Origin of the sequence: Azospirillum picis (genome assembly GCF_017876115.1) — a bacterium.
Taxonomy (GTDB): domain Bacteria; phylum Pseudomonadota; class Alphaproteobacteria; order Azospirillales; family Azospirillaceae; genus Azospirillum; species Azospirillum picis.
Genome location: NZ_JAGINO010000018.1, coordinates 14,352 through 40,281, shown reverse-complemented (window position 1 = coordinate 40,281; position 25,930 = coordinate 14,352). Strand labels below are relative to the sequence as shown.

The window sequence follows — 25,930 nt, the reverse complement described above, 5'->3', positions numbered from 1 at the left end:
CGTCATCCCCGGCGAAGGCGGCCGATGAAGCCCTTGACCTCGCGGTTCAGCGTCGCCGCCTGACCGTCGAGCAGTTCCGCCGCACGCAGCACCTCCCCGGCGGCGGTTCCCGTCTCTCCGGCGCTGGCCGAGACCTCGGCGATGGTCTGCGAAACCTCGCGGGTGCCGGCGGCTGCCTCCTGCACGTTGCGGGTGATCTCCCGGGTCGCGGCCGACTGCTGCTCCATGGCCCCGGCGATGGAGCCGACGATCTCGTCGATGCACACGACCGTCTCCCCCACCGCCCGGACGGCGGTGACGGCGGCGCCGGTCACCTGCTGCATCGCAGCGATCTGCGTTCCGATATCCTCGGTCGCCTTGGCGGTCTGGGTGGCGAGGTTCTTCACTTCGGTCGCCACGACGGCGAAGCCCCTGCCCGCCTCGCCGGCACGTGCCGCCTCGATGGTGGCGTTGAGCGCCAGCAGGTTGGTCTGCGCTGCGATGGAGTTGATGAGGCCGACGATCTCGCCGATTCGCGCCGCTGCGTCCGACAGCCCGAGGACATGGCCGTTCGCCTGCTCGACCGCCGTGACCGCCCCGCGCACGATCTCGAAGGAGCGGCGAACCTGGTCACCGATCCCGGCGATGGAGGCCGACATCTCCTCGGTCGCGGCGGCGGCGGTCTGCACGCTGGCCCCTGCCAAGGCGCTGGCCGACGCGACCGCGGCAGCCTGGCGTTCGGCGCCGACGGCGCGCTCCAGCATGCCGGCCGCATTGCCGCGCACCTGGTGGGAGCCGGCGCCGACCTGCTGCACCACCTCGGCGACCTGCGCCTCGAGCAGGTCGGCCAGTTCGTCGATGGCACGCCGTTTCTCCGCCTCCGCCTGCGCCTTCTGCCGCTCCTGCTCGGCGGTCAGCCGCCGCACCTCGTGGGAATTGGCCTGGAAGACCTCCAGCGCGCGGGCCATGGCGCCGATCTCGTTGCGCATCCAGCCGCCTTCCACCACGGTGTCGAGCCGGCCCGCGGCCAATGCGGCGGTGTTGTCCGACAGCCGCCGCAAGGGACGGGTGATGGAGCGCGCAAGCAGCAGCCCGCCGGCCATCATCGCCAGCAGAAACCCGCCCATCGCCAGGGCGAACCGCAGCCGCGCCGCGGCCGCGGCATCGCGCGTCGCCTGGATGGCCGTCGCGGTGGAGCGGCCGATCGCCTCCTGCGTCTGCACGATCTTGCCGATGAGGGCCGAGAAGCGGTCGTCGGTGTGAGCCATCATCGGGATGCCGATCAGGCGGTCGATGGCCGCCATCTGGTTCATCTCGTCCACCGCGGCCGCATAGGCGCCGAGCCGTTCCGACAGCTCGTCGAGCATGGTGCGCTCGGCCTCCGGCAGCGGCATCGCCCGCAACTCGGCGGTTCCCGCCCTTGTCTCTCCCAGCTTGCCGGCGATCGCATCGCGCATCCCCTGGAGCCTCGACTCCTCGATGCCGGACCCGGACAGGGCGAGGTGGCGCGCCACGTCGCCGTGGATGGACTGGGCGATGGCGACCAGGCGGTCGACGCGACCGAGCCGCTCGGCTGCCTCGCGATGGATGGCGTCGACCGCGGCCAGCGACCGCTCCGCCTCCCGGTCGGCCAGCACCAGCGCCGCCACCATCAGCAGCACCCCCAGCAGGGGAGCCGCAAACACCCGGCCGGCCACCGACAGTCCAGCCAGTGAAAACCCGGCCTGCGAGAACCCGGGCTGCGAAAACCCGGCCCGGAATTCAGGCCGGCGCGCAAGGACACCGCTGCTCATCCTCACCCTCCACCGCTTGAATGGCTGCGGTCACCTGTAGATGCCGACGTAGGCGACCAGATCCTGGCCGGGAATGCGCTTCACGTAGCTGACCTTCGGCTCGATCTTGTTGCTGGCCGGATTCAGCCAGCGGTATTCGACCCAGCCCTCCCCTTTGTCCTTGGCAACCGCCAGGACGTCCTGCACGACAAAGCGCCCGTCGGGATCCTTGACGTTGATGACGCTCTGCCCGACCCCGGCCGGCCGGGGCGGATAGACCTTCCAGACTCCCGCGAAATCGATGACGTTGACGTAGAGTTCACCGTGCTTGAACGGCCCCTCGGCATTGAAGGCCTTGGCCGCCTCCTCCAGCCCCTTTTGGGTGATCAGGTCGGCAGCCTTCAGGGTCACCGATTTGGCCTCCTCCCGGGTCGGCTTGGCATCCTGGGCGACGCTGGAAGTCGAGACGGCTGGAATCGAGACGGCAATGCCGACGGTGACCAGACCAGCCGCCAGCAGGCGAAACCACGAGCGCATGTGCACGTCCCCCATGAGCCGGACTGCCCCCCAACGCAAGGAGCGCCCTGTTGATTGTTGATGGGCACCGGCAGCATCCGGTGCGCAGAAAATCCTAAACGATATGCTACCTGAAGGTTTCAGGAGTTTGTCAGAAGAATTTCCTTACGGTCACAGTCCGCCCGGCCACCACAACCCCAGCCTGTTGTCTCTCCGCTTTCGTCCCGATGGAAACACGCGCCTTCGCACCGCAAGCCGGCCTTCGCGGGCGGAGGCCGGCTCCGTCCTTGCACCGGCGCGTGACGGTTTGCCGCCCCTTTTTTCCGTCGACAGGCGTGCTTTTCGGGTGGAGCATCGAAGGTCCGATGCGGGTGTTCCGCCCGAACCGGACTCCCTCCGCCGCGCGGCAGCAGTACGGGGATGCCGACGACGTGCGTTGATGACTTGCGCTGATGACGCGCGCAGAGGGGGAAGGCCGGCCAGGGCTCCCCCGCGGATCGCCTGACGCCATAACGAGTGCCTGACGCCACATGCCAGCGGGCCGCCATGGGCAGCCGGCAACCGGTCCGGACCCGCGGCCTCCCTCATGGAGCCACCCGGTCCCGGCCGTCCGGCTCACGTGCCCAGCCACGACAGCCCCAAGCTTCCACGGGAGGTGTTGATGCCGCATACGCAAATCCGGACGGCGCGCTGCGCGGCGCTGGTCGGCCCCTATCTCTCCGGCAAGACGACGCTGCTGGAGAGCCTGCTGTTCGCCGCCGGTGCCATCACCCGCAAGGGCAGCGTGCGCGACGGCAATGCCGTGGGCGACTCCTCGCCGGAGGCCAAGGCCCGCTCGATGAGCACCGAACTGAACGTCGCCTCCCTCGACTATCTCGGGGAGCGCTGGTCGATCCTGGACTGTCCCGGCTCTGTCGAGCTGGCGGGCGAAGCACAGGCGGCCCTCATGGCGGCCGACATCGCCGTGGTGGTCGCGGAGGCCGCGCCGGAGAAGGCGGTGCTGCTGGCTCCCCTCTTCAAGATGCTGGACGACCACCGCATCCCGCACCTGCTGTTCATCAACAAGATCGACACTCTGGGCGACCTGCGCGTGCGCGACGTCGTCACCGCCTACCAGGAGGTCTCGACCCGCAAGCTGGTGCTGCGCGAGGTGCCCATGCGCGAGAACGGCCAGATCACCGGGCTGATCGACCTGGTCAGCGAACGGGCGTGGCGCTTCAAGCCCCATCAGCCCTCCGACCGCGTCGCGGTCCCGGAAGCGGCGAGGGAATGGGAGGCGCAAGCACGGCAGTCCATGATGGAGTCGGCTGCCGATTTCGACGATGCCCTCCTGGAAAAGCTGCTGGATGAAATGGCTCCCGACAGCGCCGAGCTTTACGAGACGCTGGCGCACGGGCTGGCCGACGACCTGATCGTCCCGGTCTTCTTCGGATCGGCCGAGAACGACAACGGCATCCGGCGCCTGCTCAAGGCCCTGCGGCACGAGGGGCCGGAGTGTGGCGTCGCCGCGGCCCGCGCCAACATCCCGGCGGATGCGGCGGTGGCGGCCCAGGTGGTCAGGACGATGATGGGGTCCCACGCCGGCAAGCTGAGCCTGGCGCGCGTCTGGCGCGGCACCGTCAGCGACGGCATGGCCCTGGCGGGCGAACGGGTGTCAGGGATTTTCCAGCCGTTCGGACGCGACCAGACCAAGGTGCCCCAGGCGGTCGCCGGCGACCTCGTGGCCCTCGGCCGGCTGGAGAAGGCGACGACCGGCGACCGGCTGACCGACCGGGCGAACCTGGGGGCGCCCGCCGACTGGCCGGCCGCCGCCGCGCCCGTCCATGGTCTGGCGCTGCGCGCCGAGAACCGCAGCGACGAGGTGAAACTGTCCGCCGCCCTCCAGAAGCTGCGGGAGGAGGATCCCTCGCTGACGCTCGACCAGTCCGGGGAAACCGGCGAGCTGGTCCTGTGGGGCCAGGGCGACGTGCATCTGAAACTGGCCATGGACCGGCTTCGCAACCGCTTCAACGTTCCGGTGAAGGGCCAGCCGCCGCAGGTGCCCTACAAGGAAACGATCCGCAAGGGCAGCAGCCATCACGCCCGTTTCAAACGCCAGACCGGCGGCCATGGCCAATTCGCCGACATCCATGTGGAGATCCGTCCACTGCCGCGGGGGTCCGGCATCCGGTTCGAGGATGCGGTGGTCGGCGGCGCCGTGCCGCGCCAGTACATCCCGGCGGTCGAGGCCGGCGTGCGCGAGGCGGCGGTCCGCGGCCCGCTGGGCTTCCCGGTGGTGGACTTCGCCGTCAGGCTCACCGGCGGCCAGTTCCACGCCGTCGACAGCTCCGACATGGCCTTCAAGACCGTGGCGCGGCAGGCGATGGCCGAGGCGCTGCCGGCCTGCGAGCCGGTGCTGCTGGAGCCGATCCTGACCGTCACCATCGCCGTCCCCAGCATCTTCACGCCGAAGGTGCAGCGGCTGGTCAGCGGCCGGCGCGGCCAGTTGCTCGGGTTCGATGCCCGGCCGGGCTGGCTGGGCTGGGACGAGGTGAAGGCATGCATGCCGCAGGCGGACATGCATGACCTGATCGTCGAACTGCGGTCGCTGACCTTCGGCGTCGGCAGCTACAGCGCCGAGTTTGACCGCCTGCAGGAGGTGGTCGGCAAGGCCGCCGACCGCGCGGTGGAAATCCGCCGGGAGATGCTGGCCGCCCAGTGACCGCCGAGCGAAGCCCATCGCCCGTCCAGCGGGCGTTGGCGCGGCGGAACGATATCCATGAAGCCCGGCGTGCGGCCGGTTGAAGGGCAACGCCGTGGGAAACGGGCCAGTTGGGCCGAGGCGAGGACCGGGAAGCAGGCGGGCGCCCCGACGAGGCGCCCGGAAAGGAAAAGGGGCCGGCACCCCGCGGTGCCGGCCCCTTCCCTGTTCCGAACCCGGCGCGAGGATCAGTCGCGCAGGTTGCCGCAGGCGCGCTGGATGCGCTTGCACGCCTCTTCCAGCGCTTCCGTCGAGGTCGCGTAGGAGATGCGGAAATGCGGGGCGAGGCCGAATGCCGACCCCTGGACGACGGCGACGCCCTCCGACTCCAGCAGGTAGGTGACGAAATCCTCGTCGGTCCCGATCACCTTGCCGTCCGGGGTCTTCTTGCCGATGGTGCCGGCGCAGGACGGATAGACGTAGAAGGCGCCTTCCGGCTTCGGGCAGCTCAGGCCGGTGGCCTGGTTCAGCATCGACACCACCAGGTCGCGGCGCTCGCGGAACACCTCCGCACGCTCCTTGATGAAGTCCTGCGGGCCGTTCAGGGCTTCGACGGCGGCGGCCTGGGCGATGGAGGTCGGGTTGGAGGTCGACTGGCTCTGGATCACGCCGATGGCCTTGATCAGATCCTTTGGGCCGCCGGCATAGCCGATGCGCCAGCCGGTCATCGCGTAGGACTTCGACACGCCGTTGACGGTTAGGGTGCGGTCGTACAGCGACGGCTCGACCTGGGCCGGGGTGACGAACTCCAGGCCGTCATACAGCAGGTGCTCGTACATGTCGTCGGTCATCACCCAGACATGCGGGTGCTTGACCAGCACATCGGTCAGCGCCTTCATCTCGGCGCGGGTGTAGGCGGCGCCCGACGGGTTCGACGGCGAGTTCAGGATCAGCCACTTGGTCTTCGGCGTGATCGCCTTTTCCAGGTCGGCGGGCTGCAGCTTGAACCCCTGCTCGGCCGGGCAGGACACGGCGACCGGCGTGCCTTCCGCCAGTTCCACCATGTCCGGATAGCTGACCCAGTAGGGGGCCGGGATGATGACCTCGTCGCCCGGATTCAGCGTCGCCATCAGGGCGTTGTACAGCACCTGCTTGCCACCGACGCCGACGGTGATCTGGTCGGGGGTGTATTTCAGGCCGTTCTCACGCTCGAACTTGGCGCAGATCGCCTTCTTCAGCGCGGGCGTGCCGTCCACCGCGGTGTATTTGGTGTCACCGGACTCGATCGCCTTGATGGCGGCGGCCTTGATGTTGTCGGGGGTGTCGAAGTCCGGCTCGCCGGCACCCAGGCCGATGACGTCGCGACCGGCCGCCTTCAGTTCGCGGGCTTTGTTGGTCACGGCGATGGTCGGCGACGGCTTGATGCGCGAGAGACGGGACGCGATAATCGACATGGCGGCGGGCCCCCTCAGGGCTGTGGTGACGGTGTGGCGGAGACGTCGTGCGACGCCTGCTCCTCCGGGTGGAAGGCGCGAGGCCGGACCTTACTTCCGCTCCACCATGGTTGCAAGGCCGGTCGGCCCGGCGAAACCGTCCGCTTCCACGGATTTTCCGCCCTGTGGCGGCCTCGCGGCGCCCCATACGCCGCCGGCGCGGCAGCGCTGCGGGACATGCCGCGAAAAGGCCGTCGGCGCCCGCAGGCGGATCCGCCGCAGGACCTTCGTTTGGCTTGGGAATCAACGCCATGGCATGGCGGCTCCCATGGGGCCGCTTCGCTTGACAGCTTGAGCGCGGGAGTGTGTAAGGTCCGGCGGGGGATCAAATTCAGGAAGGGATGAGAACCTTGTTTTCCCGTATCGTGCTGGCGGCCTCGGCCGCGCTGATGTTGACCGGCGGTGCCGCCCTGGCCCAGGACGTCATCCAGACCCGCAAGGCCGGGTTCGAGGACTACAAGAAGGCGATGGGCGAGATCAAGGACGCCATCGGCGCGGGCGATCTGGCCGCCGTCGGTCCGGTGGCCGACCGCATCGACGCCTTCGCCGCCAAAATCCCCAGCCTGTTCCCGCCGGGCTCGGACAAGGGCAAGACGGCGGCCAAGGAGGTGATCTGGGCCAATTTCCCGGACTTCACCGCCAAGGCCGAGGGGCTTCAGGCATCCGCACAGGCCTTGAAGGTCGCCGCGGCGTCGGGTGACAAGGCCGCGACGGCCAAGGCGTTCGGTGCCATGGCCGACAGTTGCAAGGCCTGCCACCAGCGCTACCGTTCCGAATAAGCGGCGGCGCCGCCGAAAGAAAGGCCCGTCCCCCCACTGTGGGGACGGGCCTTTTTTCTTGTGTGGCCCGCAAGCCGGGCCGGGTCCTACTTGAACACGGGCTGCGGCGTGGCCGGCGTGCTGGCTGGCAGCAGCGGATAGTCGACGCGCGGCTGCTGACCGGTCAGTGCCGTCAGGAACGCGGTGATCTTGTCGATCTCCTCGTCGGTCAGGGTGGCGCCAAGCTGGCTCGACCCCATCACCGCCACCGCCTGGCGCAGATCCCACACCTTGCCCGAATGGAAGTAGGGAGCCGTCAGCGTGACGTTGCGCAGGGTGGGTGCGCGGAAGACATATTCATCGTCGGCGGTCTTGGTGACGGCGAAGCGACCCTTGTCGCCCGGCGGCAGGATCTCGGCCCCCGGCTTGGTCACCACGCCGAAGGGGAAGTAATCATGGCCACCGACATTGACGCCGTTGTGGCAGCCGGAGCAGCCCTTGTCGATGAACAGCTCCAGCCCGGCCTTCTGCGGGGCGGACATCGCCTCGGCATTGCCTTCCAGGAACTGGTCGAAGGGGGAGGCGGGGGTGGTCAGCGTCGCCTCGAACGCCTCGATCGCCATGGCGACGTTATCGAAGGTGACGGGGTTCTTTTCATTGGGGAAGGCCGTGGCGAACTTGGCCTTGTAGTCGGGAATGCTGTTCAGCACCGCCATCACCCGGTCGGGCGTGCTGTTCATCTCCACCCCGGCCTGGATCGGCCCCTTCGCCTGTGCCTTCAGGTCTTCGGCCCGGCCGTCCCAGAACTGCGCGACGTTCAGGACCGCGTTCAGCACGGTCGGCGCGTTGCGCGGCCCCTTCTGCCAGCCGTGGCCGACGGACGTTTCCAGCCCGTCGACGCCGCCGAGCCCGAGATTGTGGCAACTGTTGCATGAGAAGATGCCGCTGGCCGAGAGCCGCGGATCGAAGAACAGCATCTTGCCGAGATCGATCTTCTCGCGCGTGACGGCATTGTTGCGGACCACCGGCAGGGTGACCGGCAGCGGCTTGAACAGTTCACGCGCGCGGGTCATCAGGGCGTCGCCGGCAGCGGCGGGCGGATCGGCCGCGACCGACGTTCCGGCCGTCGCGGCAAGGAGCCCGAGGGCGGTGGCGGTGGCGGCCAGCAGGCTTTTCAGCGCTGCGGCCGGGCGGTGTCTGGTTTGCGCGTGCATGGATGGCGATCCTCCGGCGCGGCCGATGTCTTCCACAACCTGTCGTTTCGACAGGGCATGGCCGATCGATCCCGGAAATCGGGCCGGCATCATTGGTTGTTGCGGTTTGTCGCGGTTTGCTGCGGATCAATCTGGAGTCATTCTAGACAAGCCGGCATCGGTGCCCAGACGACGCGTTGTCGCACACAACCAATAGCATATGCTGGCGGCGGCCTTGCGCCGACGCCGGCGGATCGGATCAGGCGGCGGCGCGCAGCACCAGGAACACCAGACCGGCGGACGCCGCCAGGATGGCCAGCGCCAGCATCGCCGGGGCCCGGCGGGGCTCCGGTGCTGCGAACCGGGACGGCACCCTCTTGCGGCCGGTCACCATCGGCCGGATGAGGTTGTCCCTCTTGACCAGCAGATAGAAGAACACGGCGGCGACATGCAGCCCGACCAGCACGAAGATGCCGTTGGCGAGCGTCCGGTGCAGCGTGCTGAGCGTCGACACCACCGCTCCGGAGACCAGCGGCACCAGCGGGCCGTCGACCAGGATATCGTCGCTGGTGAACAGGCCGCTGCCTGCCTGGACCAGCAATACCAGCAGCAGGACGACCACCATCATGGCGCCCAGCGGGTTGTGGCCGAGGGTGAAGGCAGCCTCGCCGCCGACGGAGGAGCGCCTCAGATAGTCGAGGACGGTCCGCGGCCCGCGCACGAAGTCGGCGAAGCGGGCGGTCTGGCTGCCCACCACCCCCCACACGAGCCGGAACAGCACGAGCACGAGAACTGTTTCTCCGGCCAACATATGGATGGAAAGCATATCCAGCTCGGCCGATAGAATCGCGACAGCCACCGCGGCGACCAATGCCCAATGAAAGAGGCGGGTCGGCAGGTCCCATACCCGCAGCTCGCGTGCGTGTTTCTCCCGAGTCGCGGTATGACCACTTGCCATCGCTCGATCCTCGCAGTGTTCGGCCCTGGTTGGGTCACATGTCGTCTGCAACAAAGCGGCCGGATTCTTTGCTGCGATCCTGAAAATACCGGGGCTGGTGGTGGCAAAGGCCGAGGTGAGAGTCAACAGGCTTGATGCGGCAGGTGGGCCACGGATATGAGAATGCGAAGCATCAGCCGGTTGTCCGGCGCAACGGCAACCCTCACATCTCCATCATCCCGGCTTCACCATATCCGGCCAACAAGGACCCAGCCTCATGCCCGACAAACAGCTCCTCCACCTCGTGTTCGGCGGCGAACTCGTGCGTCCGGACAGCGACCAGTTCGTCGATCCGTCGAAGCTGCACATCGTCGGCATCTTCCCGAACTACGAGGAAGCCTACAAGGCATGGCGCGGCGCGACCGGCCAGACGATCGACGACGCCCATACCCGCTACTACATCGTGCACCTGCACCGGTTCCTCGACCCGGCGGCCGGCGACCACAAGCACTGAGCACGGGGCTCCCGGCCTTGACGGGCGGCGTGCCGGCGGGAACACCGGCCGGCACGCCGGCGTTGTCCGGGCGATGACCGTCTACTTCACCAGCGACACCCATTTCGGCCATGGCGGCGCCCGCGGGCGCTTCCGCCGCCCCTTCGAATCGACGGCCGCCATGGATGAGGCGATGGAGGCGAACTGGAACGCCACCGTCGCCCCCGGCGACGAGGTCTGGCACCTCGGCGACTTCGCGCTCCACATGAAACCCGACGCCATGGCCGCCCTGCTCGGCCGGCTGAACGGCACCAAGCATCTGGTCGCCGGCAACAACGACGGTCCGGCGACGCTCGCCCTGCCCGGCTGGGCGAGCGTGCAGCATTACGCGGAGCTGTCGCTGGACGGCACCGACCTGGTGCTGTGCCACTACGCCTTCCGGACGTGGAACGGCATGCACCGCAAGGCGCTGAACCTGCATGGCCACAGCCACGGCCAGTTGAAGCCGCAACCGCGGCAGGTCGATGTCGGCGTCGATGTCTGGAACTTCCGCCCCGTCACGCTGGCGGACCTGACGGCACAACGGATGCGGCGCAAGCCGGCCGATCCCGCCGTCGCGCCCTTCAAGCCGGCTCCCTGAGCCGCTCCTTCAGCAGGCCGCTGGCGGCATCGGCCGGCATCGGCCGGCCGGTCAGCCAGCCTTGGACCTGGTTGCAGTTGTGGTGCCGCAGGAAATTGGCCTGCTCGGTCTTCTCAACACCCTCCGCCACGACGTGCAGTCCCAGCATGTCCGCCATCGCGATGATGGTGGAGACGATGCCGGCATCCTCCCGTTCCTGAGGGACGCCGTTGATGAAGGAGCGGTCGATCTTCAGCGTGGTGACCGGCAGACGCTTCAGGTAGCTGAGGGACGAATGTCCGGTGCCGAAATCGTCCACCGCCACCCGGATCCCCATTGCCTTCAGGGCCGCCAGCACGGTCAGCGCATGGTCGAGATCCTGCATCACCGCGCCCTCGGTGATCTCCAGCTCGATCAGGCCGGGAGGCAGGTCGTGACGGTCGATGATGCGGCGGAAATCCTCGGCGCTGCGGTTGCGCAGGTGCTTGGGCGAGATGTTGACGGCGACCGGCACCGGCGCCATCCCGGCATCGAGCCATTCGCGCATCTGGCGGCACGCCTCGTCGAGCACCCAGTCGCCGAGCGGCACGATGAAGCCGGTCTCCTCCGCCACCGGGATGAATTCGCCGGGCGGGATCATGCCCTTGCCGACGGCTTCCCAGCGCAGCAGCGCCTCGAACCCTTCCAGGGAGAAGTCGATCAGCGACACCTTGGGCTGGTAGTGCAGGCGGAACTGCTTCAGCGCCAGCGCCGCGCGCAAATCGCCGTCGAGCGCCAGATGGCGCCGCGCCTGCTCGGCAAGTTCGGGCCGGAAGAAGGCGTGCCGACGCCCTCCCATCCGCTTGGCGGCATAGAGCGCCGTTTCGGCGGCGCGCAGCAGCACCAGCGGGCTGCCCGCATCGCCTGCGGCATCCGCCGCGGCGTCCGAGGCGGCCAGATGGTCCGGATAAACGGCAATCCCGACGGCCGGACGCACATAGTGCTCGCAGCCCGAAAGGGTCACCGGCGCATCGAACGCATCCAGGATGCGGACGGCGACCGCCGCGGCGTCGGCGGCGTCGGCGATCTCCTCCAGGACGACGGCGAAATCGTCGGCACCGATGCGGCCCACCAGATCGGCGGCGCCGGCATCCTTCCCGGCCGCCCCGGCCACCCCGGCCGCGTCGCCGACTGCGGCGCCAACCGCGGCAACGATCCGCCGCGCCACCTCCTGCAGCAGCGCGTCGCCGGCCTGATGGCCCAGCGTATCGGTGATCAGCTTGAAGCGCGACAGGTCCAGGCAGAGGACGGCAAAGCGCCGCCCGTGGCGGCGGCTGCCGTCGACCGCCGCTTCCAGCATCGATTCGACCATCGCCCGGTTGGGCAGGCCGGTCAGCCGGTCGCGGGTGGCCAGCCGCGTCAGTTCCCGCTCATGCCGCAGCCGTTCGGTGACGTCGGCGAGCGCGCAGACGAAGCCCCGTCTTCCCTGCACGACCAGCGGTGAAATGGTGAGCGAGGCGTCGATGCGCTCGGGCGCGCCGTCCCCCTGGCGCTCAATCCCCAGTGCGGCGATCCGGACCGGCTGCCGCCCATCCTCCGCCTCGGATGCCGCCTGCCCGGCGAGGCCGGCCAGCAGCGCGTCGACCCGCGGGCGGTCGGAAACGATGAACAGGCCCGACAGCGCCTGGCGGTCGAGCGCCCCGGCGGGCACGCCGAACAGCGCCTCGGCCGCCGGATTGTGCTCCTCGATCCGGCCGTGGGGATCGACCAGGAGAATTGCCTCGCTGACATTGTTCATGATGCCGGCAAGCCGCTCGTCCCGCTCGATCAGCGCGATGGCGGCGCGGCGGAAGAGCTCCATGGCGCGAGCCATCGCACCGAATTCGTCGCGTCGCTCGCAGCCGGGAATGTCGATGTCGGTTCCGCCCTCCGTCAGCAGGCGCACCCGTGCCGCCAGCCCTTCCAACGGGCCGACGACATGCTGCGACAGGAAGCGGGACACCGGCCAGCTCAGCACCAGGAGCACGCCCAGGAACAGCAGGAACCCCGACGCCTCCACCAGGAATTCGCGGTCGAGGTCGCCGATGCCGCCGGCCGCGCCGATCATCCAGCCCCAGGGCTCGAACCGCCCCTGCACGGTCACCGCGCGGTCGGGTCCCGGCCAGGCGGGAGGAATGCCGCCCTCGGCATGGACCGCGAGGCGGATGGGACCGCCGGACAGCGCCCGCAATGCCAGTCTTGCCCGGTCGCGCGCCTCCTCGCCCGTGATCTCGCCCGATGCCACCGAGCGGTCGAGGTCCGCCAGGATGCCCAGGGCGCCGTCCACCAGGGCAGCCGCCATTTGCGTCCGCTCGGCGATCATGCCCTGCCGCAGCAGGTAGAGCGCGGGGATCGCCGCCATCAGGCAGCCGATCAGGCCGATCCAGGTCAGCCAGCGTATCTTGCGGCGCAGCGTCATCAGGGCCTGGCGTCGCTTTTCTGCCCGTTCGCTTAACGGACGGCTCGTGGTACGGCAGGAAACTGGGGTCTTTGTTTCAAATGTGCAATGGATTTTTTATATACACGTACAGCGGAGGGTCGTTCAACCTATACGAAGCACGATCGCGACAAGCTGTGGCGCGTTGCCTCAGGCGCTCCCGCCTGCGGCGGCCCGTCCGCCCGGAGCGGAAGACGGGCCGCCGGCCGGGATCAGCCCTGGCCGGGATAGAGGCGCTGGAAGCCCTGGGTCACCCGGGCGATCACGGCGGGATCCCGCTCCCTCCAGTAGCGCGGGTCGCGCATCAGCGTGCGCAGCTCGGCCTCCCCGTCGGCGGAGCCGGCGCGATCCCCGACCGTCGAAAGAGCCAGGGGTTCGCTGCCTGCCATCATCGCATGGAGCGCCATCACACCATCATAGGTGGTGGCCAGTCCTTCCACCACGGCCGCCGGAAGGCGATTGCCGGCCCAGGCCAGGATCTGCCGCGACACCTCCCGCCAGCGCTCCTCGCCGCCGAAGCGGGAGACCAGCCGCTCGACCTCGCGTTCCGCCCGCATCTCGGCCTGGAGGTCCGCCTGGACCTCCGCGGCGAAGCGCTGGACCAGCGGAACCATCCGCTCGGCCGCGAGGTCGTACAAAAGCTGCGCCTGCGGCGGGGTATAGCCGGCCTCGAACAGGCGGCGGTTGATCTCGGGATCGGGGTCGAACAGGCCATGGTCGCAGGCGATGAGATAGCCGTCCGGCAACTCCGGCACCCCCGCCACCTGACGAAGCCCGGCCGGATCGGACCGGTCCAAATCGTGGGCGGCCGGGTCGTGGACGGCCGGGTCGGGCATGGCCGCTTCGGGCACGGCCGGGCCGGGCAGCGTCGGGTCGGACCGGTTTTGGCCTGCGGGCTCCGGTCCGGCGGAGGCCGGGGCTTGGGACGACAGGCGCCGCTCCAGTTCCAGATAGGATTTCAGCAGCGCCTCGACGCGCAGGGCGCCGGTCCTGGGATCGCGGAACTTCTCCGGCACCGGCAGCCGCACCGGGTCGGACGGGACGCCGTCGCCGGGGGGCGGCACGGTCAGGGACTGGACGGGACGGGTTTGGGCAAGGCGGGGTTGGACGGCTGCGGTCGGAAGAACATCAGGCATCATGACCTCCTGCAGGTAAGGAAAGGGAAGAGGCCGGCGGTCACCCCGCGCGTCCCCGCGCGACCAGCGCCAGGATGGTGGCGACCAATTGGCGCTGGCCTTCGAGGTGGCGCAACGTGGCGTCCGGAGCGTCCGGGCCGAGGGCGCGGTCGAGCGTCATCGTCCGCAGCACCGCCAGCACCCGGCCGCCATCCGGCCCGGCGAAACAGCGGGCAAAGCTGGGGGCGGGGTCGTTGCCGCCCGCGATTGCGGCGCGCGAACCGGCGGCCTCCGCCTCCAGCCATTCCCAACCCGCCCGCTCCCGGCCACCGCCATCCGGACGGTCGCGGCCCGGATGATCATGGCCCGGATGATCGCTGTCAGAATGATCACGGTCAGCCATGCGGCACCGCCGCGGGCACGGCTACGGGATCGGAGGTGGTGGCGAGGTCCGGCGCCCGAGGCGGCATCGCCGCCCCGGCGCGCATCAGCTTGGCGGGCACGTTGAAAGCCTCGCCGAGCCAGCGGGCGGTGGCGGCGGCATCCACCGCGGCAGTGGCCTCGGTCCCCAGCGCCCTGACGCCGTCGAGCCAGCGCAGGGTCGCCTGGACGTCGCGCTGCGCCTGCGCCTGGGCGAGCGGGGACCGGTGCTGCAGCTCGACCAGCCGTCCATCCACGGTGATGTCCGGGATCTCGCCGCGCCTGCGCAGGATGGAGACGGCCCGCAACAGCAGCGGCGTCATCAGCTCCGCCTGCAGGCGGCCGTAGGTGGCGCCGAGCAGCCGCGCCATCTCGACCGAGCGCTCCAGCACCTCGGTCGCGGTCATCCGGGCGGAGTCCACCGGCCCCAGGCGGTCGACCATCAGGGCATGGCGGATGCGCCCGCGCAGGTCGTCCAGCACCAGTTGCGACACGTCGAACCGGCCGGGGTTGGCCAACGGCGTCAGTCCGGCCGATCCCATCGCCTTGGGGATGATGGTGCCCGGCACCAGCCGGATGGTCGCCGGGTTCAGAACCCCGTCGTCTTCCGCCTGCCAGATGCCGGTCACGGCGATGGAGGCGTTCTTCAGCACCAGCTCCACCACCTTGTTGGCGGTCTTGATGTCGGGGAGCGCCTTCATCACCGGGGAGCGCCCGTAAGTCTCGCCGGGAGCCTTCAGCCAGCGGAAATTGACGAAGGGCGACTGGGCGAAGCGCCCCTGCGCCAGCCAGGACGGCGCGGCCAGCCCGCTGTCCAGCACCACGCCCCAGCGGTAGGCGGCATCGTCGGGGAGCACCGCCTCGACGAGGGTGAAGCGGCGGTCGGGCTCCTCGCCGGTCCGGGCGCGCACCTCCTCCGGCAGCTCGGCGCCGGGAAAGCGCCGGAGGATCTGGGCCAGGGTGGCGTCGCTGCGGCGGAAGGTGCCGTCGAGGCGGCCGTCCGGCCCCTCCTCAAGCACCGCCTCGGCCAGCGGCACCGCGGTGAAGCGCAGGCTCGACGGTGAACCGGGGGACGCCTCCTCCATCAGCAGGCTGGCGGTGCCGACGGTGACGAGGTCGAGGAATGCCTGATGGATCTCCACCGCGAAGTTGGACCGGTCGAAATGCGACTGGACGACGCCGGCGGCACGGTCGAGCATCGGAGCGATGCGGTCGCGCTCGGTCCCCGCCAGGGCCGGGCCGGGCTGGAAGCCGAACCAGCGCGACCAGGGCGGCGTCAGCTCTGACAGCAGGCTGGCGGCGAGTTGCTCCACCGCGTCGGGGGCGGTGCCGTCGAACAGCCGGTCGACACGGCGCTCGCCGGGGGTGCCGCCGCCGCGAAACGGCAGTCCATTGGGCAGCGCGTGATCGTAGCAGTCCTGCCAATGGCCTTCCCACACGGCGCGGCGGGCGCGGGCGGCGCGGTAGCGCTCCAGCAGGGCTTCGGGTTCCGCCATGTCCGGCGTCCGGCGATCCGGCCTCCGGCGAGGATCCGGATCGCCGCTCGGCGGCTCCACGGGTGGCACTATGCGCGTCGAGGCGGGCATCTTCAGGCTCCAGGCGGGGGAACGGGCCGGGGGTCGGGCAAGGGGGACGGTGCCGCACCGAGCCGGGCAAGATGACGGTGAAGCTGCCACGGCGTCAGGACCCGGGGCGCCCGCAGGCCGATCAGGCGCTTTACCGCCTCGACGCAGGTGAAGGGTCCCCAGGGCGCGGAACCGGCCGGGCGGCGCGGCGGTGCGGCGTCCACCGTCAGGCCGCGGGCGCGGTACCAGCCCGGCAGGTCGAAATCCGCCGGCAGGTCGAGCACCGTCACCTCGGTGAAGCCCGCCAACGGGTCGACCGCCACCCACCGCCGCCCGTCGTTGAGCAGCGCCAGGCAGTGGCGGAAGCCGGGTTTCAGCAGGCGCAGCCACCACAGCGGCGCCTCGCCGCGGTAGACGACCCAGACGGCCGGCGGGGCGGCCGTCACCGGACGATCCCCTTCTCGCGCAAAGCGGGACCGATCAGGTCGAAGGCCTCGCGCCACAGGACATGCGCGCGCTGCTCACGGAACCGGTCGGCATCGGGAGCGGCTTGGCGCCGCCCGTAATGCACGAGGACATGGAGATGGTCGCGCAGCAGCCGGCGCATGCGGTACAGGCGGTCGACCACGCGCAGGATGTCCTGCGGTTCGCAGGGCCGCTCGACCAGTCCCCGGCCGGCGGAAACGCGCGCGCCGGCCGCCTTGGCATCCTGCGCCTGCACCGCCCACACCCAGGCCTCCTCCGCCCCGTCGAAGGGCCGGCCTTCCGCCGCGAAGGGGCCGTCGACGGACGGCGGAGCGCGGTGGGATTGCCCGGCGGACGGGCGTGCGGCAGGGGCCGGACTCAGCATGCTGGTCTCCTCGCGGAACAGGAATTTTTTGAAAGCGGAAGCAGGGCGGCACCCGCGTCGCGTTTGCGTTATGTTCTTCTTGCGCCTGGCCCGTCAACAAGTTTATGAAAAAGTTCCTAGGGACCGGATGTCCGGATTATGAGATTATCGTCCCATGCTGAAACACACGGACATCTGGCGTGCCATCGACCGCCTCGCGGCGCAGCACGGGCTCTCCGCCTCCGGGCTGGCGCGGCGCGCCGGGCTGGATCCGACCACCTTCAACAAGAGCAAGCGCACGACCAGCGACGGCAAACTGCGCTGGCCGTCGACGGAAAGCATCTCCAAGGTGCTCGACGCGACCGGCGCCTCCCTGTCGGAATTCGTCAGCCTTGTCGGCGACGGGGCGGGCACCTCGCCGCTCCAGCGGGTGCCGGTGATCGGCTACGCCCAGGCCGGCGCCGCCGGCTATTTCGACGATGCCGGCTTTCCGGCCGGCAGCGGCTGGGACGAACTGCTGTTTCCCAGCCTGGGCGACCCGCACGCCTACGCCCTGGAAATCTCCGGCGACAGCATGGAGCCGGTCTATCGTGACGGTGATACCATCATCGTCTCTCCCGCCGCGCAGATCCGCCGCAACGACCGCGTCGTCGTCCGTACCCGCGGCGGCGAGGTGATGGCCAAGCAGTTGATCCGCGAGACGGCCACCAAGATCGAGCTGCTGTCGATCAACCGCTCCCACCCCGACCGCAGCATCCCGCTGGCGGACGTCGCCTGGATGGCGCGGATCATCTGGGCAAGCCAGTAAACGGGGCTGACCGAGGCGCCCCGGCCAGCCGAAAAGACGGGACCGTCCCGCCGGCCTCCGGCGCCCGTCCCGCTCCTGGCCGAAGGTGCTTTCTCCTCCCTTTCGGGCGCGCCGTCCTAGGAAAATTTACCTTTACATGCCATCCAGGCAGGCGCTAGCATCCAGCCATGGACGCAGGCACCTGTCTCGACATCCTCTACCGTGACCATGACGGCCCTCCGCCGGCTCCGGCGCTGCGTGCCGCGCTGCTCGGTGGGACAGGACGTGCCAACGCACAGCGGCAGGCCGCGGCGCTAGACCTGCACGGGACGCTGGCCGCCCAGGCCCGTCTTGCCGCAGCCAGGCGGCGGAACAGCCTGACCGCCGCCGCCTGCCGGACCGACGCGTGGCTGGCCCGTCTGGCAGCCACGCTGGCCCACCACCGTTCGGCGGCGGTCGCCTGCCGCGATCAGCGGAACGCGTATTCCCAATAGAGCGCCCGCGCCCGCTGGAAGACGGGGCCGGGCGCGAAGCTGCGATCCTCCACCCTGGTGACCGGAACGCATTTGGCGTGGTTGCCGGTGGAGAAGACCTCGTCCGCATCCAGCAGGTCCTGCGGGGTGAGCGTGCATTCCTCGACGGTGGCGCCGTCGTTGCGCAGCAGAGCGATAATGCGCTGGCGGGTGATGCCGTTCAGGAAGCAGCCGTTCGGCACCGGCGTGCGCACCACGCCGTCCTTGGCGATGAAGATGTTGGAGGTCGCGAACTCCGCCACGTTGCCGATGGCGTCCAGCATGATGGCGTTCTGGAAACCGCGCTTGCGCGCCTCGACCAGCGCCAGCCCCGCATTCGGATAGAGGCAGGCGGCCTTGGCCTCGGTCGGCGCCATGCTCGGGATGGGGCGGCGGCGCGAGGAGAGGCAGGCGGCGAAGCCGCTCGGCGGCGGCAGCGGATCCTCGTAGATCGACAGCACGAAGCGGGTGCTCTCGGGCGCCGGCGAGACGAAGCCGTCCTCCGCATAGAACATCGGGCGGATGTAAAGCTCGGCTTCCTTGGGGAAGCGGCGGATGCCGTCCCAGCACAGCTCCTCGATCTCGCCGGCGGTGACCATCGGCTCCAGCCCCATGACCTGGGCGGACCGGATGGCGCGGGCGCAATGGAGGTCGAGATCGGGGGCGACACCCTGAAAGGCACGGGCGCCGTCGAAGATCGTCGAAGAGAGCCACAGCGTGTGGGACAGCGGTCCGACGATCGGGGGATTGCCCTCCACCCATTCGCCCTGGATCCAACTCCACGCCTGGCCTGCCATGCCGCCCATGATTGGTCCTTCCCTAGAAAGAAAATGTGTCCATACGCTGGGCGCCGCCGGCCGGCACCGCCCATTCGTGGTTCGTCGTCGTTGGTGATCTCCCGAAGAGCATACCCCCTCCCCGCCGCCGGTCAACCGGTCCGCATGCAATCGTCCCGTGCGATGGAGCGGATTGCGGACTCGGCCGTTGTTACAGGGGAGCATACGACCACGGCCAACCAACAGAGGGACAGCATCCCATGCCGATCACCGCCCCCGGTCTCAGCGCCGCCCCGCCCGCCCTGTCCTCTGGCCCGTTCCCCGGCCCGCACGAGGATGTTCCGGTCGTCGACCTGCCGGGCACCGACAACCCGGACCTGCCCGATCCCGGCGGTCCCGGCACCACCGACAGTCCGGTCCCCGGCAACGACCTGCCGCCGTCGCGGCCGACCGACCCGGACTTCGTCTGAGGCCCGCCAACAAAAAAGGCGCTCCCGGGGGAGCGCCTTTTCCTTGTCGCAGACGCCGTCCGCGATCAGCGGCGCACGACCATCAGCTTCTTGATCTCGGCAATGGCCTTGGCGGGGTTCAGCCCCTTCGGGCACGCCTTGGTGCAGTTCATGATGGTGTGGCAGCGGTAGAGGCGGAACGGGTCCTCGAGGTTGTCGAGGCGCTCGCCCGTCATCTCGTCGCGGCTGTCGGCGATCCAGCGGTAGGCCTGGAGCAGGATCGACGGGCCGAGGTAGCGGTCGCCGTTCCACCAATAGCTGGGGCAGGAGGTCGAGCAGCAGAAGCACAGGATGCACTCGTAGAGGCCGTCCAGCTTGGCGCGGTCCTCCGGCGACTGCAGCCGCTCGCGGCTCGGGGCCGGCGACTGGGTCTGCAGCCACGGCTTGATCGAGGCGAGCTGGGCGTAGATGTGCTTCAGGTCGGGGACGAGATCCTTCACCACCGGCATGTGCGGCAGCGGGTAGATCTTGACGTCGCCCGGCACGTCCTCGATCGCCTTCAGGCAGGCCAGCGTGTTCGTGCCGTCGATGTTCATCGCGCACGACCCGCAGATGCCCTCGCGGCAGGAGCGCCGGAAGGTCAGGGTGCTGTCGACCTGGTTCTTGATGTAGATGATGGCGTCGAGGATCATCGGCCCGAACTTGTCGAGGTCGACGACATAGCTGTCGACGCGCGGGTTCTGGCCGTCGTCCGGGTTCCAGCGGTAGATCTTGAAGGTCTTGGCCCGCTTGGCGCCGTTCGCGACGTTGACGGTCTTGCCGACGCCGACCTTGGAGTTGGCTGGCAGGTTGAATTCAACCATGGCTGATTTCCTTTATCCGGCGGGCCTTAGTACACGCGGGCCTTGGGCGGGAAGACCTCGACCTCATCGGTCAGGGTGTACATATGGACCGGGCGGTAATCGATCTTCGTCTCGCCATTGTCCGCGACCCAGATGACGGTGTGCTTCATCCAGCCTTCGTCGTCGCGGTTCGGATAATCCTCGCGGGCGTGCGCGCCGCGGCTTTCCGGCCGGTTCTGGGCGGAATGCAGGGTGGCGACCGCCTGGCCCAGCAGGTTGTCCAGTTCCAGCGCCTCGACGAGGTCGGAGTTCCAGACCAGCGAGCGGTCGGAGATCGCCATCTCGCCCTTCTTGGCATAGACCGCGTCGATCTTCTTCACGCCCTCGTCCAGGACCTCGCCGGTGCGGAAGACGGCGCAGTTGTTCTGCATCGTCCGCTGCATCTCCAGCCGCAGGTCGGCCGACTTGATCGTGCCCTTGGCGTTGCGGATGCGGTCGAACCGCTCCAGCGCCTTGTCGCAAGCGTCCGGCTTGACCGACGGGGCCTTGCCCGGCTGGACGATCTCGGCGGCGCGAATGGCGGCCGCGCGGCCGAACACCACCAGATCGAGCAGCGAGTTGGAGCCGAGGCGGTTGGCGCCGTGCACCGACACGCAGGCCGCCTCGCCGATGGCCATCAGGCCCGGGACCACCTGGTCCGGATTGCCCGGCGTCGGCGACAGCACCTCGCAGTGAACGTTGGTCGGGATGCCGCCCATGTTGTAGTGGACGGTCGGCAGGACCGGGATCGGCTCCTTGGTCACGTCCACGCCGGCGAAGATCTTGGCCGTCTCGGCGATGCCGGGCAGGCGCTGGTGGATGATCTCCGGCGGCAGGTGCTCCAGGTGCAGGTGGATGTGGTCCTTGTGCTCACCCACGCCGCGGCCCTCGCGGATCTCGATGGTCATCGAGCGGGACACGACGTCGCGCGACGCCAGATCCTTGGCCGACGGGGCATAGCGCTCCATGAAGCGCTCGCCGTTGGAGTTGGTCAGGTAGCCGCCCTCGCCGCGCACGCCCTCGGTGATGAGGCAGCCCGAGCCGTAGATGCCGGTCGGGTGGAACTGCACGAACTCCATGTCCTGCAGCGGCAGGCCGGCGCGCAGGACCATGCCGCCGCCGTCGCCGGTGCAGGTGTGGGCCGAGGTCGCCGAGAAGTAGGCGCGGCCGTAGCCGCCGGTCGCCAGCACCACCATCTGGCCGCGGAAGCGGTGCAGCGTGCCGTCGTCCAGGTTCCAGGCCAGGACGCCCTTGCAGACGCCGTCCTCCATGATGAGGTCGAGCGCGAAGTATTCGACGAAGAACTCCGCTTCGTGCTTCAGCGACTGCTGGTAGAGGGTGTGCAGGATGGCGTGGCCGGTGCGGTCGGCGGCGGCGCAGGTGCGGTAGGCCTGGCTCTTGCCGTACTGCGCGGTCATGCCGCCGAAGGCGCGCTGGTAGATCTTGCCTTCCGGCGTGCGCGAGAAGGGCACGCCGTAATGCTCCAGCTCGATGATCGCCGGGATGGCCTCGCGGCACATGTACTCGATGGCGTCCTGGTCGCCCAGCCAGTCCGACCCCTTGACGGTGTCGTACATGTGGTAGCGCCAGTCGTCCTCGCCCATGTTGCCGAGCGCGGCCGAGATGCCGCCCTGCGCCGCCACGGTGTGGCTGCGGGTCGGGAACACCTTGGTGATGCAGGCGGTCTTCAGGCCCTTCTCGGCCATGCCGAAGGTGGCACGCAGACCGGCGCCGCCGGCGCCGACGACGACGACGTCATAGGTGTGGTCGATGATGTTGTAGGCGGTCGCCATGCTCGTCAGGCTCCGATGAAGATCTTCACGACGGCCAGCACGCAGGCGGCCGCCAGGGCGAAGGACAGGAACTTGACGCCGATGATCAGCGCCATCTTCTGCCATTCGGCATGCACATAGTCCTCGATGACCACCTGGAGCCCGGACTGGGCATGGTGGAAGGTGACCACGGCGGTAAGGATCATCATCACGGCCGAGAAGGGCGACCTCATCCAGGCGATGAATTCGGCATGGCCGGCACCCAGATGGCCGATGACGCCGAAGACGAACCAGACGGTCAGCGGGACCAGGGCGATCGACGTCAGGCGCTGCGACCACCAGTGTTCGGTGCCGTGCTTGGCGGAACCCAGGCCGCGTGCGACCTGCAACGGCGAGCGGAGGGTCTTGCTATTGGACGCCATGTCTTTCTCTCCTCACCACACGGCCAAGCCGACGATCCAGGTCAGCACGGTCAACACTGCCGTCGCGCCGAGGACGACCTTGTTGTTGCGTTCGGCATCGGGCAGTTCGATCGCCTTGCCGGCGTCCCACACCAGATGGCGGATGCCGTTGCACAGGTGGTAGTACAGCGCCGCCGACCAGCCGAACATCAGCAGCAGGCCGAAGAAGGAACCGATGAAGCCCTGCGCGCGCGCGAACGCCTCCGGACCGGCGGCGGCGGCGACCAGCCACCAGACCAGCAGAAGCGTACCCACGGTCAGCCCGACGCCCGTGATGCGGTGCGTGATGGACATGACTGCGGTCAACGGGAGTTTGTAGACTTGAAGGTGCGGGGAGAGCGGCCGACCGCTGCCGTTTGCCATTGCGTCGTCCTCTGTTCGCGGCCGGACGCGGCGCAACATGACGATTGCCGCGGCGGCTGGGTGGTGCGTGCCCTTTTGGGACGGCTGTCCCGTCCTATTGGTTGGCGCAATGAATTACGCTCCCGCAGCAGCCGAGTCAACGGCGGGGGGTGGCCGGAAGTGCTGGTGTGACGATTTTGGCGCAGCGCGGGAAGTCGCTGAAAAGAAACGGCCTTCCGGTTCTGTGGTATTACCAGCGACCGAGGCCAGTCAGGGACCGTCGCGCTTGGCTCATCGCTACTTGTCGAAGCGGCGCACGTTCTCCACCATCATCGAGTACATTTGCGTAATCAGTTCCGCCGGACGAAGACGGCCGAACGGAATGTTGTCCTTGGCCCATTCGACCAGCCCCGGCGGCGGCTTCACCGGCGCCACCTCGTACCCCGCCTTCTTCAGCGCCGCCGTCACCGCACGGGCCTGCTTGGCATAATCCTCGTTGAAGAAGGACTTGTCCGCGTCCTTGATCGCCTTGGCGATGATGTCCTCGATGGGAGCGGGCATGCCGATGCTGGAACCGGATCTGGTTGGCGGAAGCGCCGACACCCTGTCACAGCGCAACGCCCTCCGCAATTGCCGGGGGCGGTGCGCTGCGGGGAAGCCGCCCTCACGACGCCAGCGCCGCGTCCTTCTCCGCGATGACGTTGGCGATGGCGGCGCGTTCGGCGGCGGTCAGGCGCAGGCTGGCGCTCTTCAACTGGCCGCAGGCGGCCATGATGTCCTCGCCGCGCGGGGTGCGGACGGGGCTGGCGTAGCCGGCATTGTTGACGATGTCGCCGAACACCTGGATCGCCCGGTCGGTGGAACGCTCGTACGGGGCACCCGGCCAGGGATTGAAGGGGATCAGGTTGATCTTGGCCGGGACGCCCTCCAGCAGCTTCACCAACGCGCGCGCATCGGCCGGGCTGTCGTTCACCCCCTTCAGCATCACGTATTCGAAGGTGATGCGCCGGGCGTTCGAAAGGCCGGGATAATTGCGGCAGGCGTCCATCAACTGCCGCAGCGGGTATTTGCGGTTGATCGGCATGATGATGTCGCGCAGCTCGTCGGTGACGGCATGCAGGCTGACCGCGAGGTTGACGTTCAGCTCCTGGCCGCAACGCTCCATCATCGGCACGACGCCGGAGGTCGACAGCGTGATGCGCCGCTTGGAGATCGAGATGCCGTCGCCGTCCATCACGATCTTCAGCGCCTTGGCGACGTTCTCGTAATTGAACAGCGGCTCGCCCATGCCCATCATGACGATGTTCGACAGCATGCGCCCGTCGGGCGGCGCCGGCCATTCGCCCAGGCAGTCGCGCGCCAGCATCACCTGGGCCACGATCTCCGCCGCGTCGAGATTCCGCACCAGCCGCTGGGTGCCGGTGTGGCAGAAGCGGCAGGTCAGGGTGCAGCCGACCTGGGAGGAGACGCAGAGCGTGCCGCGGTCCTCCTCGGGGATGTGGACGCTCTCCACCTCCTGGCCGTCGGGCATGCGCAGCAGCCACTTGCGGGTGCCGTCCGCCGACTTGAGGTCCTTCACCACCGTTGGCCGCGCCACGGCGTAGGACTCCGCCAGCTTCTCCCGCACCGGCTTGGCCAGGGTGGTCATCTCGGCGAAATCGGTTGAGCCGCGGTGGTAGATCCAGTGCCAGAGCTGGCGCGCCCGGAACTTTTCCAGGCCGATGGACAGCATTTCGGCTTCCAGCTCTTCGCGGGACAGGCCGACAAGGTTTTTCCTGCCGTCGGCATCGGTGGCCGGCAGCACGAAGGCGGAGGCATGGTTGGAGGCGCTCATGGCTCCACTACATAGGGCCATGAGCGCACGGAGTCAAAAGCGCTCGTCGAAAAAGACCGAGAAAAGCGCTGGGCGACTGTTCCGGGGCGTCGGAAGGCGCCGGATCAGCGCTTCACGCCGCAGGCCTCGTTGATCGCATCATAGGCCTGGCTGACGCCGTCCAGGCTGTAGGTGTCGGTGGTCTTGGTGCCGCGGCCGGATTCCCCCTTCACCACCATGGTGCGCCCGCCGCGCATCGCGGCCGACACCGCACGGTCGGTCTCCGCATCACGGGCCCAGGCGGTTTCGCCGTCGGTGAACAGCTTGAAGCTCTTGCCGTCGATGGAGACCTCGCCGTCGCTGCCCTTCTTGAAGGGATAGCCGACGATGACGCTGACCACATCGAAGGACTTCTCGGACGGCCGGTGGGTGACCAGCGCATAGATGTCGCCGCGCTTGGCCTTCGCCGGCTCGGTCTTCTTGGGCTGGCTGGACATATAGCAAACCTTGCGTCCGTTCTCGTCGAAAGCGAAGGCGTTCCAGTCCTTGAAGGTGCCGAGATGGCGCGGGTCGGCCGCGGCGGCCGGCGCGGCCGACAGGCCGGAAACCAGAAGGACGGCGGAGAGGACAGAACCGGCAAAGGCGGCCCCGGCAATTCGGCGGACGGCGGTGTGTTGCAACATCGGTCGTGCGTCTGCTCGTTGTTGGTCCGTGGGGTGCGGGCGGACACTACCCCAAAGGAACAGCCCATTCCAAGGCCGGCAGACCAAAAAAGTCTCTTTCTCACAGCGCCCACGCACGCCACCCCGGCGAGCCGGCGGCGGAGCGGGGACCCCCGCCGGACCCGGCGGCCCGTCCGACAAACGACAGCGCGCTCCCGACGAGACGCCGTCCCGGTTTGGCAGGATGTTCACGGCCGCCGGCAACCGCGGCTGTGTCGATCGGCCGGCCGCATCGGGTAGGCTTGGACATCCCGTCCCCACGAAAGGCCCCCTGCGATGCTCGACCTGCGCCCCAACTGCGAATGCTGCGACCGCGACCTGCCGCCGGACTCGCCGGACGCCTACATCTGCTCCTTCGAGTGCACCTTCTGCGGCGATTGCCGTGCCCGGTTGCCGGAAGAGCGCTGCCCCAACTGCGGCGGCGAGCTGGTGCGGCGGCCGGTCCGCCCGGCTTCGATGCTGGCCGCCAACCCGCCTTCGGCCGTCCGCATCCTCAAGCCCGACGGCTGCGCCGCCCTGTTCTGACGGTGCGGTCCCGCCGCTGCCGCTGGCGTTCGCAACGCAAATCGGCCAGAGTGGGGCCGCCGTCGG

27 protein-coding genes are annotated in these 25,930 nt (G+C 68.9%); 8 read left to right on the top strand and 19 right to left on the bottom strand.

Annotated features, from left to right (window positions below; genetic code table 11):
* Positions 1 to 2: 2 nt before the first annotated feature.
* On the bottom strand, positions 3 to 1,772 hold the full coding sequence (locus J2850_RS21650; protein WP_209986155.1) for a methyl-accepting chemotaxis protein: 1,770 nt from the start codon (positions 1,770 to 1,772) through the stop codon (positions 3 to 5).
* A gap of 30 nt (positions 1,773 to 1,802) precedes the next feature.
* A complete protein-coding gene (locus tag J2850_RS21645) occupies positions 1,803 to 2,288 on the bottom strand; it encodes a cache domain-containing protein (RefSeq protein ID WP_209986152.1) in 486 nt (161 codons plus the stop codon).
* A gap of 640 nt (positions 2,289 to 2,928) precedes the next feature.
* Between J2850_RS21645 and J2850_RS21640 the strand changes: the two genes are divergently transcribed.
* Positions 2,929 to 4,968, top strand: coding sequence for an elongation factor G (locus J2850_RS21640; RefSeq protein WP_209986149.1), 2,040 nt, complete (start codon positions 2,929 to 2,931; stop codon positions 4,966 to 4,968).
* A gap of 227 nt (positions 4,969 to 5,195) precedes the next feature.
* Here J2850_RS21640 and J2850_RS21635 read toward each other — a convergent pair whose 3' ends face one another.
* Complete coding sequence (locus J2850_RS21635) at positions 5,196 to 6,401, bottom strand: aspartate transaminase (RefSeq protein ID WP_209986146.1); 1,206 nt, start codon at positions 6,399 to 6,401, stop codon at positions 5,196 to 5,198.
* Positions 6,402 to 6,781: 380 nt separating this feature from the next.
* Between J2850_RS21635 and J2850_RS21630 the strand changes: the two genes are divergently transcribed.
* A complete protein-coding gene (locus tag J2850_RS21630) occupies positions 6,782 to 7,219 on the top strand; it encodes a c-type cytochrome (protein ID WP_209986145.1) in 438 nt (145 codons plus the stop codon).
* 86 nt (positions 7,220 to 7,305) lie between these two features.
* Here J2850_RS21630 and J2850_RS21625 read toward each other — a convergent pair whose 3' ends face one another.
* Both J2850_RS21625 and J2850_RS21620 read right to left on the bottom strand, forming a co-directional pair.
* On the bottom strand, positions 7,306 to 8,412 hold the full coding sequence (locus J2850_RS21625; protein WP_209986142.1) for a cytochrome-c peroxidase: 1,107 nt from the start codon (positions 8,410 to 8,412) through the stop codon (positions 7,306 to 7,308).
* Positions 8,413 to 8,650: 238 nt separating this feature from the next.
* Complete coding sequence (locus J2850_RS21620; protein WP_209986139.1) at positions 8,651 to 9,349, bottom strand: cytochrome b/b6 domain-containing protein; 699 nt, start codon at positions 9,347 to 9,349, stop codon at positions 8,651 to 8,653.
* Between the two features lie 256 nt (positions 9,350 to 9,605).
* Between J2850_RS21620 and J2850_RS21615 the strand changes: the two genes are divergently transcribed.
* Positions 9,606 to 9,842, top strand: coding sequence for a DUF4170 domain-containing protein (locus tag J2850_RS21615; protein WP_209986137.1), 237 nt, complete (start codon positions 9,606 to 9,608; stop codon positions 9,840 to 9,842).
* A 73-nt stretch (positions 9,843 to 9,915) separates the two neighbouring features.
* Positions 9,916 to 10,461, top strand: a complete 546-nt coding sequence (locus J2850_RS21610) for a metallophosphoesterase family protein (RefSeq protein WP_209986134.1) — start codon at positions 9,916 to 9,918, stop codon at positions 10,459 to 10,461.
* Here J2850_RS21610 and J2850_RS21605 read toward each other — a convergent pair.
* From J2850_RS21605 to J2850_RS21580, 6 genes are all read right to left on the bottom strand, one after another.
* Positions 10,445 to 12,877 carry an EAL domain-containing protein gene (locus tag J2850_RS21605; protein ID WP_209986132.1) on the bottom strand — a complete coding sequence of 811 codons (2,433 nt, stop codon included), beginning with the start codon at positions 12,875 to 12,877 and terminating at the stop codon, positions 10,445 to 10,447. The genes J2850_RS21610 and J2850_RS21605 overlap by 17 nt on opposite strands.
* 230 nt (positions 12,878 to 13,107) lie before the next feature.
* A complete protein-coding gene (locus J2850_RS21600; RefSeq protein ID WP_246513336.1) occupies positions 13,108 to 14,034 on the bottom strand; it encodes a capsid assembly protein in 927 nt (308 codons plus the stop codon).
* Positions 14,035 to 14,071: 37 nt separating this feature from the next.
* Positions 14,072 to 14,413, bottom strand: a complete 342-nt coding sequence (locus tag J2850_RS21595; RefSeq protein WP_246513334.1) for a Bbp19 family protein — start codon at positions 14,411 to 14,413, stop codon at positions 14,072 to 14,074.
* Positions 14,406 to 15,926: a portal protein gene (locus tag J2850_RS21590; protein WP_246513332.1), complete on the bottom strand. Its 1,521-nt coding sequence runs from the start codon at positions 15,924 to 15,926 to the stop codon at positions 14,406 to 14,408. Before J2850_RS21590 ends, J2850_RS21595 begins: the two co-directional genes overlap by 8 nt.
* 92 nt (positions 15,927 to 16,018) lie before the next feature.
* A complete protein-coding gene (locus tag J2850_RS21585; protein ID WP_209986130.1) occupies positions 16,019 to 16,441 on the bottom strand; it encodes a hypothetical protein in 423 nt (140 codons plus the stop codon).
* The gene (locus J2850_RS21580) at positions 16,438 to 16,845 is read right to left on the bottom strand and encodes a hypothetical protein (RefSeq protein WP_209986127.1); all 408 of its coding nucleotides are present in this window, start codon (positions 16,843 to 16,845) and stop codon (positions 16,438 to 16,440) included. The genes J2850_RS21585 and J2850_RS21580 overlap by 4 nt, the downstream gene beginning before the upstream one ends.
* Before the next feature lie 154 nt (positions 16,846 to 16,999).
* On the opposite strand from J2850_RS21580, the gene J2850_RS21575 reads away from it, so the two are divergent.
* Positions 17,000 to 17,632 (top strand): S24 family peptidase, encoded by a 633-nt coding sequence (locus J2850_RS21575; RefSeq protein WP_209986124.1) that lies wholly within the window; start codon positions 17,000 to 17,002, stop codon positions 17,630 to 17,632.
* Between the two features lie 167 nt (positions 17,633 to 17,799).
* Positions 17,800 to 18,105, top strand: coding sequence for a hypothetical protein (locus J2850_RS21570; RefSeq protein WP_209986120.1), 306 nt, complete (start codon positions 17,800 to 17,802; stop codon positions 18,103 to 18,105).
* Here J2850_RS21570 and J2850_RS21565 read toward each other — a convergent pair.
* A complete protein-coding gene (locus tag J2850_RS21565) occupies positions 18,081 to 18,929 on the bottom strand; it encodes a branched-chain amino acid aminotransferase (protein ID WP_246513330.1) in 849 nt (282 codons plus the stop codon). The genes J2850_RS21570 and J2850_RS21565 overlap by 25 nt on opposite strands.
* Before the next feature lie 230 nt (positions 18,930 to 19,159).
* On the opposite strand from J2850_RS21565, the gene J2850_RS21560 reads away from it, so the two are divergent.
* Positions 19,160 to 19,369, top strand: a complete 210-nt coding sequence (locus J2850_RS21560; protein WP_209986116.1) for a hypothetical protein — start codon at positions 19,160 to 19,162, stop codon at positions 19,367 to 19,369.
* 65 nt (positions 19,370 to 19,434) lie between these two features.
* On the opposite strand, the gene J2850_RS21555 is transcribed toward J2850_RS21560, so the two are convergent.
* The 7 genes from J2850_RS21555 to J2850_RS21525 all read right to left on the bottom strand — a co-directional run bounded on the left by J2850_RS21555 (position 19,435) and on the right by J2850_RS21525 (position 25,300).
* Positions 19,435 to 20,211 (bottom strand): succinate dehydrogenase iron-sulfur subunit, encoded by a 777-nt coding sequence (locus J2850_RS21555; RefSeq protein WP_209986112.1) that lies wholly within the window; start codon positions 20,209 to 20,211, stop codon positions 19,435 to 19,437.
* Positions 20,212 to 20,237: 26 nt separating this feature from the next.
* Positions 20,238 to 22,022 carry a succinate dehydrogenase flavoprotein subunit gene (sdhA, locus tag J2850_RS21550; RefSeq protein WP_209986109.1) on the bottom strand — a complete coding sequence of 595 codons (1,785 nt, stop codon included), beginning with the start codon at positions 22,020 to 22,022 and terminating at the stop codon, positions 20,238 to 20,240.
* A gap of 5 nt (positions 22,023 to 22,027) precedes the next feature.
* Positions 22,028 to 22,423: a succinate dehydrogenase, hydrophobic membrane anchor protein gene (gene sdhD / locus J2850_RS21545; RefSeq protein WP_209986107.1), complete on the bottom strand. Its 396-nt coding sequence runs from the start codon at positions 22,421 to 22,423 to the stop codon at positions 22,028 to 22,030.
* Positions 22,424 to 22,435: 12 nt separating this feature from the next.
* Positions 22,436 to 22,825, bottom strand: a complete 390-nt coding sequence (gene sdhC, locus J2850_RS21540; RefSeq protein ID WP_209986105.1) for a succinate dehydrogenase, cytochrome b556 subunit — start codon at positions 22,823 to 22,825, stop codon at positions 22,436 to 22,438.
* Between the two features lie 276 nt (positions 22,826 to 23,101).
* Positions 23,102 to 23,365: a hypothetical protein gene (locus J2850_RS21535; RefSeq protein ID WP_111067319.1), complete on the bottom strand. Its 264-nt coding sequence runs from the start codon at positions 23,363 to 23,365 to the stop codon at positions 23,102 to 23,104.
* 103 nt (positions 23,366 to 23,468) lie between these two features.
* Positions 23,469 to 24,638: a dual-specificity RNA methyltransferase RlmN gene (gene rlmN, locus J2850_RS21530; RefSeq protein WP_209986103.1), complete on the bottom strand. Its 1,170-nt coding sequence runs from the start codon at positions 24,636 to 24,638 to the stop codon at positions 23,469 to 23,471.
* A gap of 104 nt (positions 24,639 to 24,742) precedes the next feature.
* Positions 24,743 to 25,300: an invasion associated locus B family protein gene (locus J2850_RS21525; protein ID WP_209986101.1), complete on the bottom strand. Its 558-nt coding sequence runs from the start codon at positions 25,298 to 25,300 to the stop codon at positions 24,743 to 24,745.
* Positions 25,301 to 25,615: 315 nt separating this feature from the next.
* Here J2850_RS21525 and J2850_RS21520 point away from each other — a divergent pair, with 315 nt between their 5' ends.
* Positions 25,616 to 25,864 carry a DUF1272 domain-containing protein gene (locus tag J2850_RS21520; protein WP_209986100.1) on the top strand — a complete coding sequence of 83 codons (249 nt, stop codon included), beginning with the start codon at positions 25,616 to 25,618 and terminating at the stop codon, positions 25,862 to 25,864.
* The last annotated feature ends 66 nt before the right edge of the window (positions 25,865 to 25,930 follow it).

Excerpts from the sequence above, each read along its gene's own strand:
- J2850_RS21625 (WP_209986142.1), bottom strand. The coding sequence starts at position 8,412 with ATGCACGCGCAAACCAGACACCGCCCGGCCGCAGCGCTGAAAAGCCTG.
- J2850_RS21590 (WP_246513332.1), bottom strand. The coding sequence starts at position 15,926 with ATGGCGGAACCCGAAGCCCTGCTGGAGCGCTACCGCGCCGCCCGCGCC.
- J2850_RS21580 (WP_209986127.1), bottom strand. The coding sequence starts at position 16,845 with ATGCTGAGTCCGGCCCCTGCCGCACGCCCGTCCGCCGGGCAATCCCAC.
- J2850_RS21610 (WP_209986134.1), top strand. The coding sequence starts at position 9,916 with ATGACCGTCTACTTCACCAGCGACACCCATTTCGGCCATGGCGGCGCC.
- J2850_RS21575 (WP_209986124.1), top strand. The coding sequence starts at position 17,000 with ATGCTGAAACACACGGACATCTGGCGTGCCATCGACCGCCTCGCGGCG.
- J2850_RS21535 (WP_111067319.1), bottom strand. The coding sequence starts at position 23,365 with ATGCCCGCTCCCATCGAGGACATCATCGCCAAGGCGATCAAGGACGCG.
- sdhA (WP_209986109.1), bottom strand. The coding sequence starts at position 22,022 with ATGGCGACCGCCTACAACATCATCGACCACACCTATGACGTCGTCGTC.
- J2850_RS21555 (WP_209986112.1), bottom strand. The coding sequence starts at position 20,211 with ATGGTTGAATTCAACCTGCCAGCCAACTCCAAGGTCGGCGTCGGCAAG.
- sdhC (WP_209986105.1), bottom strand. The coding sequence starts at position 22,825 with ATGGCAAACGGCAGCGGTCGGCCGCTCTCCCCGCACCTTCAAGTCTAC.
- J2850_RS21525 (WP_209986101.1), bottom strand. The coding sequence starts at position 25,300 with ATGTTGCAACACACCGCCGTCCGCCGAATTGCCGGGGCCGCCTTTGCC.
- sdhD (WP_209986107.1), bottom strand. The coding sequence starts at position 22,423 with ATGGCGTCCAATAGCAAGACCCTCCGCTCGCCGTTGCAGGTCGCACGC.
- J2850_RS21565 (WP_246513330.1), bottom strand. The coding sequence starts at position 18,929 with ATGGGCGGCATGGCAGGCCAGGCGTGGAGTTGGATCCAGGGCGAATGG.
- J2850_RS21520 (WP_209986100.1), top strand. The coding sequence starts at position 25,616 with ATGCTCGACCTGCGCCCCAACTGCGAATGCTGCGACCGCGACCTGCCG.
- J2850_RS21560 (WP_209986116.1), top strand. The coding sequence starts at position 19,160 with ATGCCGATCACCGCCCCCGGTCTCAGCGCCGCCCCGCCCGCCCTGTCC.
- J2850_RS21570 (WP_209986120.1), top strand. The coding sequence starts at position 17,800 with ATGGACGCAGGCACCTGTCTCGACATCCTCTACCGTGACCATGACGGC.
- J2850_RS21640 (WP_209986149.1), top strand. The coding sequence starts at position 2,929 with ATGCCGCATACGCAAATCCGGACGGCGCGCTGCGCGGCGCTGGTCGGC.
- J2850_RS21630 (WP_209986145.1), top strand. The coding sequence starts at position 6,782 with ATGAGAACCTTGTTTTCCCGTATCGTGCTGGCGGCCTCGGCCGCGCTG.
- J2850_RS21595 (WP_246513334.1), bottom strand. The coding sequence starts at position 14,413 with ATGGCTGACCGTGATCATTCTGACAGCGATCATCCGGGCCATGATCAT.
- J2850_RS21605 (WP_209986132.1), bottom strand. The coding sequence starts at position 12,877 with ATGACGCTGCGCCGCAAGATACGCTGGCTGACCTGGATCGGCCTGATC.
- J2850_RS21650 (WP_209986155.1), bottom strand. The coding sequence starts at position 1,772 with ATGAGCAGCGGTGTCCTTGCGCGCCGGCCTGAATTCCGGGCCGGGTTT.
- J2850_RS21600 (WP_246513336.1), bottom strand. The coding sequence starts at position 14,034 with ATGATGCCTGATGTTCTTCCGACCGCAGCCGTCCAACCCCGCCTTGCC.
- J2850_RS21620 (WP_209986139.1), bottom strand. The coding sequence starts at position 9,349 with ATGGCAAGTGGTCATACCGCGACTCGGGAGAAACACGCACGCGAGCTG.
- J2850_RS21645 (WP_209986152.1), bottom strand. The coding sequence starts at position 2,288 with ATGCGCTCGTGGTTTCGCCTGCTGGCGGCTGGTCTGGTCACCGTCGGC.
- J2850_RS21615 (WP_209986137.1), top strand. The coding sequence starts at position 9,606 with ATGCCCGACAAACAGCTCCTCCACCTCGTGTTCGGCGGCGAACTCGTG.
- rlmN (WP_209986103.1), bottom strand. The coding sequence starts at position 24,638 with ATGAGCGCCTCCAACCATGCCTCCGCCTTCGTGCTGCCGGCCACCGAT.
- J2850_RS21635 (WP_209986146.1), bottom strand. The coding sequence starts at position 6,401 with ATGTCGATTATCGCGTCCCGTCTCTCGCGCATCAAGCCGTCGCCGACC.